Source organism: Microbacterium sp. (assembly GCF_031179285.1).
Lineage (GTDB): Bacteria > Actinomycetota > Actinomycetes > Actinomycetales > Microbacteriaceae > Microbacterium.
The window spans coordinates 61,680-76,929 of sequence record NZ_JAPSHY010000017.1 but is presented as its reverse complement, the minus strand read 5'-3'; the positions used below and the strand labels follow the sequence as shown (position 1 = coordinate 76,929).

General features: G+C 68.7%; 13 protein-coding genes. 6 read left to right on the top strand and 7 right to left on the bottom strand.

The features are described from left to right. Positions 1-67: 67 nt before the first annotated feature. Entirely contained in the window at positions 68-1,234 is a 1,167-nt protein-coding gene (gene sucC / locus RIN18_RS11905; protein WP_375163527.1) for an ADP-forming succinate--CoA ligase subunit beta, read from the bottom strand. Positions 1,235-1,397: 163 nt separating this feature from the next. Between sucC and RIN18_RS11900 the strand changes: the two genes are divergently transcribed. Continuing rightward, positions 1,398-2,060 (top strand): helix-turn-helix domain-containing protein, encoded by a 663-nt coding sequence (locus RIN18_RS11900; RefSeq protein WP_309104186.1) that lies wholly within the window; start codon positions 1,398-1,400, stop codon positions 2,058-2,060. A 98-nt stretch (positions 2,061-2,158) separates the two neighbouring features. After that, positions 2,159-3,394, top strand: coding sequence for an acyl-CoA dehydrogenase family protein (locus RIN18_RS11895; RefSeq protein ID WP_309104185.1), 1,236 nt, complete (start codon positions 2,159-2,161; stop codon positions 3,392-3,394). Positions 3,395-3,440: 46 nt separating this feature from the next. Here the strand turns inward: RIN18_RS11895 and RIN18_RS11890 are convergent, their stop codons facing one another. Continuing rightward, the gene (locus RIN18_RS11890; RefSeq protein ID WP_309104184.1) at positions 3,441-3,941 is read right to left on the bottom strand and encodes a hypothetical protein; all 501 of its coding nucleotides are present in this window, start codon (positions 3,939-3,941) and stop codon (positions 3,441-3,443) included. 94 nt (positions 3,942-4,035) lie between these two features. Between RIN18_RS11890 and RIN18_RS11885 the strand changes: the two genes are divergently transcribed. From RIN18_RS11885 to RIN18_RS11875, 3 genes are all read left to right on the top strand, one after another. After that, positions 4,036-5,487, top strand: coding sequence for an NAD(P)/FAD-dependent oxidoreductase (locus RIN18_RS11885; RefSeq protein WP_309104183.1), 1,452 nt, complete (start codon positions 4,036-4,038; stop codon positions 5,485-5,487). 57 nt (positions 5,488-5,544) lie between these two features. Continuing rightward, the gene (locus RIN18_RS11880; RefSeq protein ID WP_309104182.1) at positions 5,545-6,585 is read left to right on the top strand and encodes an ATP-dependent DNA ligase; all 1,041 of its coding nucleotides are present in this window, start codon (positions 5,545-5,547) and stop codon (positions 6,583-6,585) included. Between the two features lie 118 nt (positions 6,586-6,703). Beyond that, positions 6,704-7,726: an NADP-dependent oxidoreductase gene (locus tag RIN18_RS11875; RefSeq protein WP_309104181.1), complete on the top strand. Its 1,023-nt coding sequence runs from the start codon at positions 6,704-6,706 to the stop codon at positions 7,724-7,726. Positions 7,727-7,774: 48 nt separating this feature from the next. Here the strand turns inward: RIN18_RS11875 and ligD are convergent, their stop codons facing one another. The 5 genes from ligD to RIN18_RS11850 form a co-directional block, all read right to left on the bottom strand. Beyond that, positions 7,775-8,842: a non-homologous end-joining DNA ligase gene (ligD, locus tag RIN18_RS11870; RefSeq protein WP_309104180.1), complete on the bottom strand. Its 1,068-nt coding sequence runs from the start codon at positions 8,840-8,842 to the stop codon at positions 7,775-7,777. 44 nt (positions 8,843-8,886) lie between these two features. Continuing rightward, complete coding sequence (locus RIN18_RS11865) at positions 8,887-10,050, bottom strand: SseB family protein (RefSeq protein ID WP_309104179.1); 1,164 nt, start codon at positions 10,048-10,050, stop codon at positions 8,887-8,889. A gap of 80 nt (positions 10,051-10,130) precedes the next feature. Next, positions 10,131-12,587, bottom strand: coding sequence for a UvrD-helicase domain-containing protein (locus RIN18_RS11860; RefSeq protein ID WP_309104178.1), 2,457 nt, complete (start codon positions 12,585-12,587; stop codon positions 10,131-10,133). A gap of 53 nt (positions 12,588-12,640) precedes the next feature. Then, complete coding sequence (locus RIN18_RS11855) at positions 12,641-13,663, bottom strand: ABC transporter permease (RefSeq protein ID WP_309104177.1); 1,023 nt, start codon at positions 13,661-13,663, stop codon at positions 12,641-12,643. Further along, the gene (locus tag RIN18_RS11850) at positions 13,660-14,625 is read right to left on the bottom strand and encodes an ABC transporter ATP-binding protein (protein ID WP_309104176.1); all 966 of its coding nucleotides are present in this window, start codon (positions 14,623-14,625) and stop codon (positions 13,660-13,662) included. Before RIN18_RS11850 ends, RIN18_RS11855 begins: the two co-directional genes overlap by 4 nt. A gap of 90 nt (positions 14,626-14,715) precedes the next feature. On the opposite strand from RIN18_RS11850, the gene RIN18_RS11845 reads away from it, so the two are divergent. Further along, positions 14,716-15,114, top strand: coding sequence for a YccF domain-containing protein (locus tag RIN18_RS11845; protein WP_309104175.1), 399 nt, complete (start codon positions 14,716-14,718; stop codon positions 15,112-15,114). Positions 15,115-15,250: the final 136 nt, after the last annotated feature.

Genomic DNA, 15,250 nt, shown 5'->3' with positions numbered 1-15,250 from the left:
CGATGACCTTGGAATCCTTGTTGAGGAAGATCGACATTTCTCTAGTCCTTCGCAGTCTCAGTCAGGCTCAGGCGTTCGCCAGCTCGGCGGCCTTGTCGGCGCCCTCGTCCATGGTGGCGGCGAGGGTGACGAGCGGGTGTGCGTAGTCGGCGAGGATCGCGCGACCCTCATCGACCCGGTTGCCGTCGAGACGGACGACCAGCGGCTTGGATGCCGTCGCCCCGAGAGTCTCGAGAGCGCCCTTGATGCCGTTCGCGACGGCGTCGCACGCGGTGATGCCGCCGAACACGTTGACGAAGACGCTCTTGACCTGCGGGTCGCCGAGGATGACGTCGAGGCCTGCGGCCATGACCTCGGCAGAGGCGCCGCCGCCGATGTCGAGGAAGTTCGCCGGCTTCACGCCGTCGTGCTTCTCGCCGGCGTAGGCGACGACGTCCAGGGTCGACATGACGAGTCCGGCACCGTTGCCGATGATTCCGACCTCGCCGTCGAGCTTGACGTAGTTGAGTCCGCTCTGCTTGGCCTTGGCCTCGAGCGGGTCGGCGGCATCCTTGTCCTCGAGCTCTTCGTGCTCGGGGTGGCGGATCTCGGAGGCGTTCTCGTCGAGAGTCACCTTTCCGTCGAGCGCGATGATGTCGCCGGATTCGGTGCGCACCAGCGGGTTCACCTCGACGAGAGTCGCGTCCTCGCCCTTGTAGACCTCGAAGAGCGTGACGAAGACGTCGGAGACCTTCTCGATGAGGTCCTCCGGGAAGTTCGCCGCGCGAGCGATCTCGACCGCCTTCGTCTTGTCGATGCCCGTCAGCGGGTTCACCTCGACGCGTGCGAGCGCCTCCGGCTTCTCGACGGCGAGCTGCTCGATCTCCATTCCGCCCTCGACCGAGCACAGGCTCAGGTAGGAGCGGTTCGCGCGGTCCAGCAGTACGGAGAAGTAGAACTCCTCGGCGATGGCCGCACCCTGCGCGACCATGACGCGCTTGACGACGTGCCCCTTGATGTCCAGGCCCAGGATCGCCTTCGCGGCCTCGTAGGCCTCCTCGGGGGTCTTCGCGACCTTGACGCCTCCGGCCTTGCCACGACCGCCGGTCTTGACCTGAGCCTTGACGACGACGACGCCGCCGATCTTCTCAGCAGCCGCTTTCACCTCCTCGGGGGTGTCCGCGACGATGCCGGCGAGAACCGGCACCCCGTACTTCTCGAAAAGGTCTCGTGCCTGGTACTCGTAGAGATCCACGTGCAGTCCTTCGCTGGTTGCGGCGGGTGGGACGCGACAAGATTGTCGGTTGCCGATAGATGAATCGACCCGATCCCCCAGCCTACTACTCGGCGCACACCGCCCCGGACGGCCCCTCGATGCGTACTGGGCGGCTGCCACACGCCGGTCTAGGCTTCTCGCTATGCATGAGTCCGCAGAACCGCGCTCGGGCGTCGTCGCCGCAGCGCTCGAGCTGTTCCAGCAGCAGGGCTACGATCAGACCTCGGTGGAGCAGATCGCCCGCGCCGCCGGCGTCTCCCGATCGACGTTCTTCCGGCAGTTCGGCGGCAAGGAAGACGTCGTGTTCGCCGACCATGAGGTGCTCCTCGATGAGGTGCGCGCGTTCCTCGACGAGGGCCACGACGACCCGTGGACGGCCGTGTGCGATGCGTCGGAGCGGGTGTTCGCCCATTTCGCACGCGATCCCGAGATGGCTCGCCGCCGGTACCACGTCGTACGGCAGGTTCCCGTACTGCGCGAACGAGAGATCATCACGGTCTTCCGCTATGAGCGCCTCTTCGACGAGTACCTGCGCGGCGCCCTCCCGGGAATCGACCCCCTCGACGCCGTCGGCTTCTCGGCCCTGGTCACCGCGGTGCACAATCATGTGCTTCGCCAATTGCTCCGCGACACCAAGCGAGTGCCGATTTCGACGCTGCAGAGTGCACTCGCCGGGGCCCGGCGACGCTACGGCGTCGGTGGCGACCCCGCCGCTTCTGCGGCCGATGACGTGGTCGTCGCCGTCTTCCCCCGGTCGATGCCTGTCGCCGAGATCTCGCGGCGTCTGCGCAACGAGCTCGGCTGAACCCGGGCTTTCCGGCCGAGAGGAGCCAGCGCCTCGCGGGTGAAACTGAGTGCCTCACGCCATGACACTGAATGCCGTGACGAGTAGAGTTGCGCTCTATGAGCGACGAAGCCCCCTCCTTCCCCGGCCAGAGCGTCGAGAGCTACGACACCAGCACGCGCCTGGACAGCGACTACTACGCGGTCTTCAGCGACATCGGGCCCGAAGACCGCGCCGCGTGGGACCGGGCGAAGGCCTACGTCGATGAGGTCGCGCCGCAGATGGCCGACGCCTGGGATCGTGCGGAGTATCCGCTCGACACCGTTCGGCGGATGGGTGAGCTGGATCTCGTCGTGGATGGCATCGACCACCCCTCTCTCACCCGACTCTCGCCTCTCGCAGCGGGACTGATCAACATGGAGATCTCCCGCGGCGACGGCTCGCTCGGGACAGTCCTCGCCGTGCAGGGCGGGCTGGCCCTGCGTACGCTCGCTCTGTTCGGCTCCCCCGCGCAGCAGGACAAGTGGCTGACTCGACTGGCCGACGGCTCGGTGCTGGGATCGTTCGCCCTCACCGAGCCCGACCACGGCTCCGACTCGGTGTCATTGGAGACGGTCGCCAGGCGCGACGGCGACGGCTGGGTGATCCGAGGGGCCAAGAAGTGGATCGGCAACGGTGCCTCCGGCGGCATCACATTCGTCTGGGCGCGCATCGACGACGAGTCGGCGGCCGAGCACGGTGCGGTGCGCTGCTTCCTCATCGAGCAGGACCGGCCCGGCTACATCGGCACCGTCATCCGCGGGAAGGCATCGCTGCGCGCCATTCACCAGGCGCACATCCTGCTCGACGACGTGCGGGTGCCGGCGGACGCGGTGCTTCCCGGCACCAAGAGCTTCAAGGATGCCTCCACCGTGCTGTATGCGACCCGCTCCGGGGTCGCCTGGTCGGCGCTCGGCCACGCCACGGCCTGTTACGAGGCGGCACTGTCGTACGCCACCACCCGTATCCAGTTCGGCAAGCCGATCGCGAAGTTCCAGATGGTGCAGGAGCGTCTCACCCACATGCTCGAGGACCTCACGGCGATGCAGCTCTACTGCCGTCGCCTCGCCGATCTCGAGACCGCCGGCGAACTGCGGCCGACACAGGCCTCGCTGGCGAAATTCCACAACACGCGCGCGGCCCGTCGCGTGGCGGCGCTGGCCCGCGACCTCCTCGGCGGCAACGGCATCCTGCTGGAGAACACGGTCATGCAGCACATGGCCGACATCGAGGCGATCCACACCTACGAGGGCACCGAGAGCGTGCAGGCGCTGCTGCTCGGACGCGACATCACGGGGATGAGCGCTTTCGTCTGAATCGGATCAGCGGGTCAGCCTGCTCCGGCGGGAGTGAGCGGCTCGGTCAGTCGCAGCCGCAGTTGCCGGCGGCTCCTCGCACCATGAAACAGACGTCGCACACGCCATAATCACGCTCGATCGGCTTCGTGGCAGTGCGCTGAGTCTTCGGTGCCGCGGGGCGTGCGCCCGACGTGCGCACGCCGCCTTCGCGCGCCGCCTTCGACGGCACGATCGGACGGAACTCGCTGGGGTGCGCGACGTAGAAGTAGGGTGGGCGCCCTTCGCTCGGCCGCATGCGCAGCGGAGCCGAGCCCACGATGATCTGCTCGTCCTCGGTGAATCCGTTGGTGTAGCTCTTGCCGATGTGGAGCGGCGCACCCTCGCCGCGACGGATGGCCTCGATGTAGCGGCCGCGGTCGATGAGGCTCGTGACCCCCACCTGGCTCACGACGGAGTCGATGAAGTCATAGTTCTCGAGGGGAACCCGATGCGCGCGCAGCGCTTCGGGTAGGGACTTGTACGGACGTGACGTGCCTGCGGGCGTCGGCCCCTGTACTTCATTCATTACTCTCAAGGATCGCACCTGCAGCGGCCTCGTGGTGACATACCTGTCGATCCGGCCACTGCGCGCCGGTGAACGGGCGTGAAAGACTGTCGGCATGGCACGCGCGACGATCATCGGTTCAGGGCCCAACGGTCTCGCTGCAGCCGTGACGCTGGCGCGCGCCGGCTACGAGGTTCGCGTACTGGAGGCGGACACGCTGGTCGGCGGTGGCCTGCGCAGCGCCGAATCGACCCTTCCCGGTTTCATCCACGACATCGGGTCGGCGGTTCACCCCGCGGCGTACTCGTCGCCGTTCTTCCGCGCCTTCGGACTCGGCGAACGCATCGACTGGATCATTCCCGAGATGGCCTACGCGCACCCGCTCGATGGGGGGAAAGCCTCGATCGCCTGGCACGACCTCGAGCGCACGGCCGAGGGGCTGGGCGTGGATGCCGGCGCCTGGCGGAGCCTCCTGGGGCCGCTGAGTTCGCACATCGAGGGCGTCCTCGACTTCACCGGCTCGGCGCTGCTTCGGCTGCCGCGGCATCCGATCACCACCGTGCGGTTCGGGTTGCGCGCACTGCAGCAGGGGACGCGGCTCGCAGCGCACACCTTCCGCACCGAGGAGGCGGCGGCGCTGCTGGCCGGCGTCGTCGCGCACGCGAACACAGCTCTGCCCTCGCTGGGCTCGGCCGCGGCCGGTCTGCTGCTGGCAGCCCAGGGGCATGCGGGCGGCTGGGCGTACCCGCGGGGCGGAGCGCAGTCGATCGCCGATGCCCTGCAGACCGATCTCGAAGCGCACGGCGGCGTCGTCGAGACCGGTGCGCACGTCCGTGACCTCGCCGCTCTCGACTGGGGCGACCCCGCTCGAGGGGACCTGCTGCTGCTGAACACCTCGCCCTGGGTCGCGCTGACGCACCCGGACATCCCACCGCGATACGCGCGCGCGCTTCGCCGGTATCGCTACGGCGCAGCCGCCGCGAAGGTCGATTTCGCACTTGACGGTCCCGTGCCGTGGACGAATCCGGATGTCCATTCCGCGCCCACCGTGCACATCGGCGGTACTCGCGCCGAGGTGTGGGCGAGCGAGAACGCGGTCGCGCGAGGCCGTGTCTCCGACACGCCGTACGTGCTCGGTGTGCAGCCCTCGGTGCTGGACGACACCCGAGCCCCGGAGGGCAAGGCGGTGTTCTGGGCGTACATGCACGTTCCCGCCGACTCCGACCTCGACCCGGTCGAGCCCATCACGCGCCAGATCGAGCGTTTCGCCCCGGGGTTCCGGGATCGGATCCTGGCCACTCACGCGGTCCGCGCGAACGAACGCGAGACGATCAACCCCGCGGCGATCGGCGGCGACATCCTCGGGGGCGAATTCACGATGCTGCAGGCCATACGCCGCCCGACGGCGTCGACCGCCCCGTGGCGGACCCCGATGCCCGGGGTATACCTGGCGTCCGCCGCCACTCCCCCCGGTCCCGGCGTGAACGGCATGGCAGGATGGCACGCCGCGCGCACCGCCCTGTCGGATGCCGGGCGCCCGCACCGGCTCGACGACCTCTTCGGCTGATCGGGGCGCCCCGGGACCTCCCTTCCCCTGTCTGCCCCGGGCGGCCAGGATGGAGCCATGCGCTACGACATCCCTGCCCCGATGCTCGCGAAGGCGGCCCCGGCCGTCCCCGATCCGGCGAAGACCCCAGGGGGCCTGCTGTTCGAGCCGAAATGGGACGGTTTCCGCGGCTTGATCGCCTGGGACGGCGAATCCGTCGAGATCGGTTCCCGCGGCGCCAAACCCCTGACCCGGTACTTCCCCGAGCTCGTCGATGCCGTGTCGCGCCTGCTGCCGGGCTCCTGCCTGCTGGACGGTGAGATCGTGGTGGCCACCGGCAGCGGCAAGCAGCGCCTCGACTGGGAGGCACTGAGTCAGCGCATCCATCCCGCCGCCTCCCGTGTCGCGCGGCTCGCTGCCGAGACGCCGGCGATGTTCGTCGCGTTCGACCTGCTGGCCGAGGGCGACGAAGACCTCACGAGGGCGCCGTTCCGAGAGCGCCGCGAGCGACTCGAGAAGCTCATGGACGGTGTCGGACACCCTCTTCACGTGACCCGCACCACGCAGGATCGCGATGCGGCCGTGCGCTGGCTCGAGGAGTTCGAGGGTGCCGGGCTCGACGGCGTCGTCGCGAAACCGCTGGATCAGCCATACGCACCCGGCAAGCGCACACTCATCAAGGTGAAGCACGCGCGCACCGCCGACGTCGTCGCGCTCGGCTACCGCATCCACAAGTCGGGTTCCGGAGTCGGCTCGCTCCTGGTCGGCCTGTACGACGCCGACGGCTCGCTGCGCCAGGTCGGCGGCGTCGCCGCCTGGAGCGACGCGCGCCGGCGCGAGCTCGTGACAGAACTCGAACCGCTGGTCGAGCGCGACGAATCCGGTGCGGCCGTGACCGGCGAGAGCGAGCGGTCCCGGTTCAGCGGGGCGAAGGATGGGTCCTTCGTCCGCCTTCGTCCGGAGCTCGTGCTCGAGGTGCGCTACGACCAGCTCGAAGGCTCCCGCTTCCGTCACACCGTGCAGTTCGAGCGGTGGCGCCCCGACCGCGACGCCACGTCGTGCACCTACGACCAGCTCGACACCGTCGCCGGCTACGACCTGGCCGACGTCCTCGCCTGACCGCAGCATCCATTGATCGGAAGTGGCCCTCGGCGGCCGACACGCGCTGATTACTTGATGCGCTCAACCAGTTGTGCTTCACTATTGCTTGATCCACTCAACCAATTTTGGAGGAACAATGCGCGCGACCGAAGAGACCCTCGCTGATGCTGCACAGACGCACCCGACGATGAGGGCGGTCGTGCTCGACCGCTTCGGCGGAGCCGAAGAGCTCACGACCCGTCGAGTGCCCCGTCCGGCGGTGCGCGATCAGGACGTGCTGATCAAGGTGGCCGTCGCCGGAGTCGGGTCGTGGGATGCTGTCGAACGCCAGGGCCACTATGACGGGGTCTTCGGTGTGCCGTCCTCCTTCCCGTACATCCTCGGCTGGGATGCCGCCGGGACCGTGGCGGCCGTCGGCGGCGATGTGACGGAGTTCGCCGTCGGCGACCGGGTCTATGCCGCGACGATGCCGGTGCCGCGCGGCGGCGCCTACGCGGAGTACGTGGTCGTCGCTGCCGAGCACGTTGCACCCCTGCCGGCACGAGTGCCGTTCGAGCAGGCCGGCGCGATGGCGTGGGACGCGGTCACCGCCATGAGCGGCGTCGATCTGTTGGAGCTGGATCGTGGCGACTCCGTCATGGTGTTCGGCGCGAGCGGCGGCGTCGGACATATGGCGGTGCAGCTGGCGCGGCACCACGGACTACGGGTGCTGGCGGTGGCCTCAGGCGCGGACGGGGTCGAGCTGGTGAAGAGCCTGGGGGCGGACGCGGCCGTCGACGGCCGCGCGGAGGACGTTTTCGCCGCGGCGCAGGAGTTCGCTCCGGGCGGCCTCGACGGAGCGATCGTGACGGCCGGCGGTGAAGCCGCGGAGCGGGCACTGCTCGCGGTCAAGTCGACGGGGCGGATCGCCTGGCCGAACGGGGTCACGCCGCCGCCGCAGCGGACGCCGCAAGCCACACTGACGACGTACGACGGTGATCGAAGTCGAGCCGGACTGGAGCGGCTGAACGCGATCATCGACAGCAGTGACTTCCAGGTGCACATCGCGCAGAGCTTCACGCTCGACGAGGTCCGAAGCGCGCATCTCGCGCTGCGCGATCACTACGTGGGCAAGCTGGCGCTGACGATCGGTGCCGACGAGGGCCCACGCCCCGCCTGACCGACGACGTCGCCCGCTCGCGTGTCGTGAGCGGGCGGGCGACCTGGCTCAGTCGTCGACCGGATTGCCGTCCTCGTCCCAGTTGGCGGCGACCTTCTTGCTCGGCTGCACGCGCGGCGGCTCGCCGGGCATCTTCGGGAACTCGGGCGGGAACGACAGCTCTCCAAGGCCATCCGACAGATCGCGCTCCCACCATTCCAGCAGCACGTCGATTCGGCCGGGATTCTCCTGCATCCGCGCCCACGGGTCTCCGACATCAGCCAGGCGCTGCGGGATGCTTCGGACCGTGAAGCGCGACGGATCGAGCCCGTCGAGTTCGTCCCACTCCACCGGCGTAGACACCGTCGCGCCGGGCAATGCGCGCGGACTGTACGCACCCGCCATCGTGCGATCCCGGTTCGCCTGGTTGAAGTCGATGAAGATGCGCTCGCCGCGCTCTTCCTTCCACCAGTTCATCGTCACCTTGTCCGGCATGCGGCGCTCGAGCTCACGACCCGCCGCGATGACCGCATGGCGGACGACCAGGAACTCGTGGGCGGGTTCGATCGGAGCGAAGACGTGAAGGCCACGGTTGCCGCTGGTCTTGATGAAAGCTTCGAGCCCCGCTTCCCGGAGCACCTCACGAAGCGCGTGCGCTGCCGGGATCGCGGCGGAGAAGTCCGTGCCCGGCTGTGGATCGAGATCGATACGCAGCTCGACGGGGTTGTCGGACTCTGCGGCGAGTGACGCCCACGGATGGAAGACCACCGTGTTCATCTGCACCGCCCAGACGATCGCCGACGGCCGCGTCAGCACGATCTGCGGATGCCGCCGCCCGCTGTTGTACGTCACGGTGACGGCCTCGACGAAATCGGGGGTTCCCTTGGGCGGGTTCTTCGAGAAGAAGCCCTCGCTGCCGATTCCGTCTCGGAAACGCTCCAGCGACACCGGACGGTGCCCGTTGGCGGCGAGGAAAGGCTCAGCCACCAGTTGGGCGTACTCCGCGAGCTCCGCCTTGGTGATGGGTCCGCTCCCCGACGGCGGGTCGGGCCATACGGCACGATTCGGACTGGAGAGCGCGACCTCGCGTTCTCCGTCAGGGTCGGCGACGGTCAGGGTCACTCGTTCGGAGGCCATGCTCTGACCCTATGGGGCACCCGCGTCGCGCGGAACCCCCGTGGTCAGTCGCCCAGGTCGACGGCCAGCACGAGCACCGGCGCAAGCGCATCGCGCTCGACGATCAGCGTCGGCCCGGCGGGGTCGACGATGACACCGGCCATCTCCGAGTGACTGGACAGCACCTTCGCCAGCTGCTCGGGCTCGAAGGGCAGCGGCCGGTCACCCCGGCCGAGAGCGATCACCTCGAGCGGATGCGAGAAGAGCTGCAGGAATCGGCGGCCGTCAGCGGTCTGCGCTTCGGCGATACCGACCTGGCCTCCCCCGGCTCCCTCGTTCACGGCGACCCACATCCGTTTCGTCGCCAGCGCCTCGCCCACCTTCACGGCGGTGTCCGCCGCGCGCGGCGCCGCCACGAGCGCTTTGACGGTCATGTCGGGATCGGCCTGCTCGAGCGTCTTCTGCAGCAGTTCCGTCGGGAACACCACCCGATGCGGGGCGGAGGCGTTGTCGACGATGAGACCGGTGAATTCTCCGGCGACCACCTGCTGCAGCACCGAAGTGACCGGCTGCGCGACGGCCGAGGTGGCCGACGGGTCGGACTCCTGCTGCACCGAGGCGCGCACGGCGGCGGCCGAGCTGAAGGCGAGCATGAACGAACGGTCGCCGTCGCGGACCACTGCGACCGACAGCGGCTTGCCCGCGCTGATCTGCTCGCGGGCATCGCCGTTCACCCGGATGTAGAGGTGACCCTGCAACGCCTGACGCATGACGCCGAGAAGCTGTTCGTTGCTCGCGCCCTGCTCTACCTGCTTCAGAGCCTCGCGCAGCAGGACGTTGTCCTTCATGCCGGCGACCGTCTCGGTCTGCTCCGGCGGCGACGCCGGCGCAAGCGGCAGGGTGCGCTCCGCCGGCTCTGCCGCGGCCTGCGGGCGCGGTGCAGCAGGCGCAGGGCGTGTCGGCGCCGAGGATGCCGGAGCCGTTCCGTCCGGGTCGGGCAGCGCCACTTCCGGCCCCGCTTGCGCGCCGACCCCACGGAACGCCTGCACCGAGATGCCGATCGACGGCACCACGTCGGCCGCTTCCTCCGGTACGTGAACGTCTGCGGACGACTGCGGACCGCCGTCGCTCACCGCACCGTGCTGCGCCACCGCGTCGCCGTCGGGCGCGGTCGCGGCGGCGGCATCCGGAACGTCATCGGTCTTCTTGCGGCGGGAGAACAGGCCCATATCTGCCAGCCTAACCCGGGCCCGCCGCTCGCGTTCGCGGCGGTCAGCGCGACCTGACGGGGTCGACGGGGCGAGTCCTGTCAGATCTTCTCGATCGGGGCGACCTTGATCAGCAGCTTCTTCTGCCCGGCCGCGTCGAAGCGCACATGCGCGATGCGCTTGGCGCCTTCACCGGTCACCGCGTCGACCCGCCCCTCGCCGAAGTCGCTGTGGCGGATGCGGTCACCCGCTGCGAGCTCGAGGTCGCCGTTGTCGCGCATCTTCGCCGTCACCCGGTTCGGAAACTTGTCCATGGCCGTCGACAGCGGCTTGAGCGACTCCCTCCCGGGGAGCGGCTTCACGCCGAAACGGTCGCCTTCTGCACCGAAACCGCCGCCGGAGCGCCTGGCGTTTAGCGCCCGCGACTGCATGCCGCCGCGTGAATTCACATCCCCCGGGGACTGGCGCCAGTCGATGAGACTCGCCGGGATCTCCTGCAGGAAGCGGCTCGGCATCGCGACCGAGACCTCTCCGAACTGCGCCCTGGTCATCGCGAGCGAGAGGTGCAGTCGCTTGCGTGCACGGGTGATCCCGACGTAGAAGAGCCGCCTCTCCTCCTGCGGCCCTCCCGGCTCGCCCGCCGAGATGCGGTGCGGAATGAGGTCTTCCTCGACGCCGGTGACGAACACGGCGTCGTACTCGAGCCCCTTCGCGGTGTGCATCGTCATCATCGACACGGAGCCGGACTCGTCGTCGAGATCGTCGGCGTCGCTGACCAGTGCGACCTCGGTGAGGAAGTCGACGATGGTCCCTTCAGGATTGTTGCGGGCGAAGTCCCTGGTGACCGCCACGAACTCGTCGAGGTTCTCGACACGGGCCTCGTCCTGCGGGTCGCGGCTGGCGCGCAGCGCATCGAGGTACCCGCTCTTGGACAGCAGCAGGCTCAGACCCTCGGCGACCGAGGTCGGCGGCGGCACCTCCCCCGATGCCGGGAGCATGATCGCCGTCGCCTCGGCGAGCACGGCATCGAGCTGTGCGATCGCCGCCTGGATCTTCGGGCCGACCCCGAGCTGGGCGGGCATCGACAGCGCATCGCGGAAGCTGATCCCGTGCTCGTCGGCGAAGCGCGCGATGGCAGTCTCGGTGACATCGCCGATGCCGCGGCGCGGTTTGTTGAGGATGCGACGGACCGACATCTCGTCGGCGGGATTCGCCACCGCGACGAGGTAGGCGAGGGCGTCCTTGATCTCGGCGCGCTCGTAGAACTTCGTGCCGCCCATGATCTTGTACGGCACCGCCGAGCGGATGAAGATCTCCTCCAGCGCACGGGACTGCGAGTTCGTCCGGTAGAACACCGCCATCTCGGAGTACGGCATGCCCGCACGGTGAAGGGCCTCGACCTCGTCGGCGACGAACTGCGCCTCGTCGTGCTGCGAGTACCCCGTGAAGCCGATGATCTTGTCGCCGTCGCCGCGGTCGCTCCAGAGCTTCTTGTCCTTGCGATCGAAGTTGTTGCCGATGACCGCGTTCGCCGCGGACAGGATGTTCTGCGTCGAGCGATAGTTCTGCTCGAGCAGCACGACCTTCGCACCCGGGAAGTCGCGCTCGAATTCGCTGATGTTGCGGATGTCCGCCCCCCGGAAAGCGTAGATCGACTGATCGGAGTCGCCTACGACCGTGAGAGACGCACCCTCGAGCTCCGGGGTGGTCTCGGGCTCGAAGATCATCATGCCGTTTGAGGCATACGGGTCGGGAGAGTCGCCGGCGACCGGGCGGGTCAGCTCGTGGATGAGGGCGTACTGCGCGTGGTTGGTGTCCTGGTACTCGTCGACGAGCACGTGCCGGAAGCGGCGCCGGTAGGTGTCGGCGACCTGCGGGAAGGCCCGGAACAGGTACACCGTCTGACCGATGAGGTCGTCGAAGTCGAACGCGTTCGCCTTCTGCAGCTGACGCTGATAGGCCGTGAACAGGTCGACGAAGATGCGCTCAGCGGGGTCGGACATATTCGCCTGCCGGGCGTATCCCTCGGCATCCGACAATTCGTTCTTCAGTTTGGAGATGCGTGACTGCACCGCAGCTGGGGTGAGCCCGTACGCGTCGGCCTCGTGCTCCTTGACCAGTCGCTTGATGAGCGCGCGGGAATCACCGGAGTCGTAGATGGTGAAGGACTTCGTGAAGCCGAACTGCTGCGCTTCACGACGCAGGATTCGCACGCACGCGGAGTGGAAGGTCGAGATCCACATACCGCGAGCGGCCTCACCGACGATCGCCTCCACGCGCTCGCGCATCTCGCCCGCGGCCTTGTTCGTGAACGTGATCGCGAGGATCTGGCTGGGCCACGCCTCGCGGTTGCGCAGCAGCGACGCGATCCGGCGGGTCAGCACGCTCGTCTTGCCGGAGCCCGCACCGGCGACGATCAGCAGCGCCTGCCCTCGGTAGGTGACGGCCTCGAGCTGCTGAGGATTGAGGCCGGCGAGAAGCTCGTCGGGGCCGCCAGAGGGCGCTGACGACGAGCGCGGACCGACGGATCCGGGAACAATGAGTGGGGCTTCGGTCATGACCTATCGAGTCTAGGCGCGGTGACCGACACTCGCCGCCGTCACCGACGCCGCTAGGCGATGCGCGTACCCGGCGGCAGGCGGCGCGCAGGGGTCCGTGTGCGGGCCCAGGCGCCGGCGAAGAGTCCGCCGGCGAGCAGCACCTGGATGCCGAGTCCGACGAACCAGCTCGGAACACTGTTCGCGACCGTCTCCTGCGGGGTGGGGCCCTGCTGCCCGCTCGGAGAGCAGGCATCCCAGCGCTGTTCGATCGGGGCATGCTGCGCGGAGCGCACACCCACCTTGAGCTGACCGAACAGATCGACCGGATAGCCGTTGCGGTCGAACTCCACCGGCGTCGCATCGGCGAGGACGATGAAGGGGTTGGCGGCGAGGACGCCCCAGACCAGGTCGTAGCGCGGCACCTCGTGCGGGAATGCCTCCCACTCGTCACAGATCGGCTCGCCGGTCTGCTGATCCCACGGCCGCTGGAAGCTGACGGTCTCCGTGCGTACCGCGGCACCGCCGAGGCCGAACGCGATGAGAGTGCCGATCACGAGGGCGGCGACGGTCAGATAGGTCGCTGCGATGGAGAAGAGCGGCCGGGCGACCAGACCACTGAAGCCCACGCCGATCGCGGCGACGACCACGATCTCCGCCGCCAGGACCAGAACCGACACGGCGAATGTCGCAGGCGGCACCCCGCCGCCCAGCAGTGCGATCGCGAGGAACGGCAGCGCGACCGCGAGGAAGGCACCGCCCGTCGCGACGGCGGCGATGAGCTTGCCGAGCATGATGTCACCCGTCGACGCCATCGTCATCTGTACGGGAGCGAGGGTGGCCGCCTCTCGATCGCCGTTGATGGCGTTGCCGCTCAGCGTGGGCGAAACGAGCACGACCAGCAGGAGCACCAGGTTCACCACGACCGAATAGACGCCGGCCCCAGGGTCGTGCTGCCCGGAGAAGACCGCGAACGACAACAGGGTGACGCCGAGAAGCAGGACGACGAAGATCCCGAGCAGCACGTACCAGCCGACGCTCCGCAGGCGCTGCGTCAGTTCGAGCCGGGCGACGGTGCCGATGTGCGAGATGCTCATGCTCCTGCCTCCTCGTCGTCGGATGCCACGGCGTTCGGCGGTGCGATCGCGGGAAGGTTGAGGAACGCGTGCTCGAGGGCCGACTGCGCCGGGGCGAACTCGGCGACCGCGATATCCGCCTCGACCAGACGCCGAAGGCCCTGCGCTGCCGCATCCTCGGAATCGAAGCCGACGAGAATCGCACCGCGGTCGGCGCCGAGACTCTCGGGCGCGACACCGAGCGCCGACGCCACACGCCACGCGTCGGCCGTCAGGCGTTCCGGCGTCGCGCCGGCGAGCCGAAGGCGCCATGCCCGCGATCCGTCCTGAACAGCTGCGACGTCGACCACGGCGCCCGCCACGAGGAACACGGCGTCGTCGACCACTTCTTCGAGCTCGGACAGGATGTGACTCGAGATCAGCACCGTCCGCCCCTCCGACGCCAGCCGGCGCAGCAGATGGCGAAGGTGTACGCGCGCCTCGGGATCGAGACCCGAAGCCGGCTCGTCGAGCAGCAGGATGCGCGGGTCGTGGACCAGGGCGCGGGCGAGCCCGAGCTTCTGCTTCTGCCCGCGCGAGAGCACCTTCGCCGGAGCGTCGGCGAGGTCTGCGAGCCCGACCAGCGTCAGCATCTCCTTCGCGCGTCCCGCGGCATCCGCCGCCGGGATGTCGTAGAGCCGCGCGGTGGTGATGATCGTCTCCCTGGCGGTGAGCGACGCCCAGGCGCCGAGCGCGTCCGGCATCCACCCGAGCACGCGACGGGCGGCTGCCGGGTCCGCCCCGGGGTCGATCCCGTCTATGCGGATCGTCCCGGTATCGGGGGCGAGGAGCGACGCGAGCATCAGCAGCAGGGTGGTCTTGCCCGCGCCGTTCGGGCCGACGAGCCCGGTGACGCGGCCGGGAGCCGCCTGGAAACTCGCGCTGCGCACGGCGTGCACCGCGCCGAAAGATCGACTGACTCCCTCGGCGACGATTCCACTCATCCGGCCAGTCTGTCATCGGGACCCCGTCGATGACCGGGAACTCGCGGCAGACCCTCAGGACCCGGGACGCTCGGGTGCGACAATCAGAGCATGCGCACGATCCTCAACATCATCTGGATCATCCTCGCCGGATGGGTCCTGTTCCTCGGCTACATCGTCGCCGGGATCCTGCTGTGCATCCCCATCGTCACCATCCCCTGGGCCATCGCGTCGTTCCGCATCGCGCGCTACGCCATCTGGCCGTTCGGGCGCGAGGTCGTCAGCAAGCCGACCGCCGGTGTCGGATCGTTCCTCGGCAATGTGCTGTGGGTCGTCCTCGCCGGCTGGTGGCTCGCGATCGGGCACATCGTCTCGGGCATCGCGCTGTGCATCACCATCATCGGCATCCCGATGGGCATCGCCGACTTCAAGATGGTGCCGGTGTCGCTGATGCCGCTCGGCAAAGAGATCGTGTCGACCAGGAAGAGCGCGTTCGATCGCACGCTGTGACGGATGCCTGTGGCCTCACTTCTGCGGCCGATTGCAACTACTGCGGCCTGATCGGCGGAATGCGGCCGCAGAAGGTGGGATTGGCCGCCAAATCCAAATGTGGGCGCAACTCACGAGGGCATGACCCCGAGCGAGC

What these genes read in the sequence shown, in the direction of transcription:
- RIN18_RS11860 (WP_309104178.1), bottom strand. Translation starts at nt 12,587, where the DNA reads ATGACCGAAGCCCCACTCATTGTTCCCGGATCCGTCGGTCCGCGCTCG.
- RIN18_RS11850 (WP_309104176.1), bottom strand. Translation starts at nt 14,625, where the DNA reads ATGAGTGGAATCGTCGCCGAGGGAGTCAGTCGATCTTTCGGCGCGGTG.
- RIN18_RS11900 (WP_309104186.1), top strand. Translation starts at nt 1,398, where the DNA reads ATGCATGAGTCCGCAGAACCGCGCTCGGGCGTCGTCGCCGCAGCGCTC.
- RIN18_RS11875 (WP_309104181.1), top strand. Translation starts at nt 6,704, where the DNA reads ATGCGCGCGACCGAAGAGACCCTCGCTGATGCTGCACAGACGCACCCG.
- RIN18_RS11855 (WP_309104177.1), bottom strand. Translation starts at nt 13,663, where the DNA reads ATGAGCATCTCGCACATCGGCACCGTCGCCCGGCTCGAACTGACGCAG.
- RIN18_RS11845 (WP_309104175.1), top strand. Translation starts at nt 14,716, where the DNA reads ATGCGCACGATCCTCAACATCATCTGGATCATCCTCGCCGGATGGGTC.
- RIN18_RS11890 (WP_309104184.1), bottom strand. Translation starts at nt 3,941, where the DNA reads ATGAATGAAGTACAGGGGCCGACGCCCGCAGGCACGTCACGTCCGTAC.
- RIN18_RS11885 (WP_309104183.1), top strand. Translation starts at nt 4,036, where the DNA reads ATGGCACGCGCGACGATCATCGGTTCAGGGCCCAACGGTCTCGCTGCA.
- RIN18_RS11895 (WP_309104185.1), top strand. Translation starts at nt 2,159, where the DNA reads ATGAGCGACGAAGCCCCCTCCTTCCCCGGCCAGAGCGTCGAGAGCTAC.
- ligD (WP_309104180.1), bottom strand. Translation starts at nt 8,842, where the DNA reads ATGGCCTCCGAACGAGTGACCCTGACCGTCGCCGACCCTGACGGAGAA.
- RIN18_RS11865 (WP_309104179.1), bottom strand. Translation starts at nt 10,050, where the DNA reads ATGGGCCTGTTCTCCCGCCGCAAGAAGACCGATGACGTTCCGGATGCC.
- RIN18_RS11880 (WP_309104182.1), top strand. Translation starts at nt 5,545, where the DNA reads ATGCGCTACGACATCCCTGCCCCGATGCTCGCGAAGGCGGCCCCGGCC.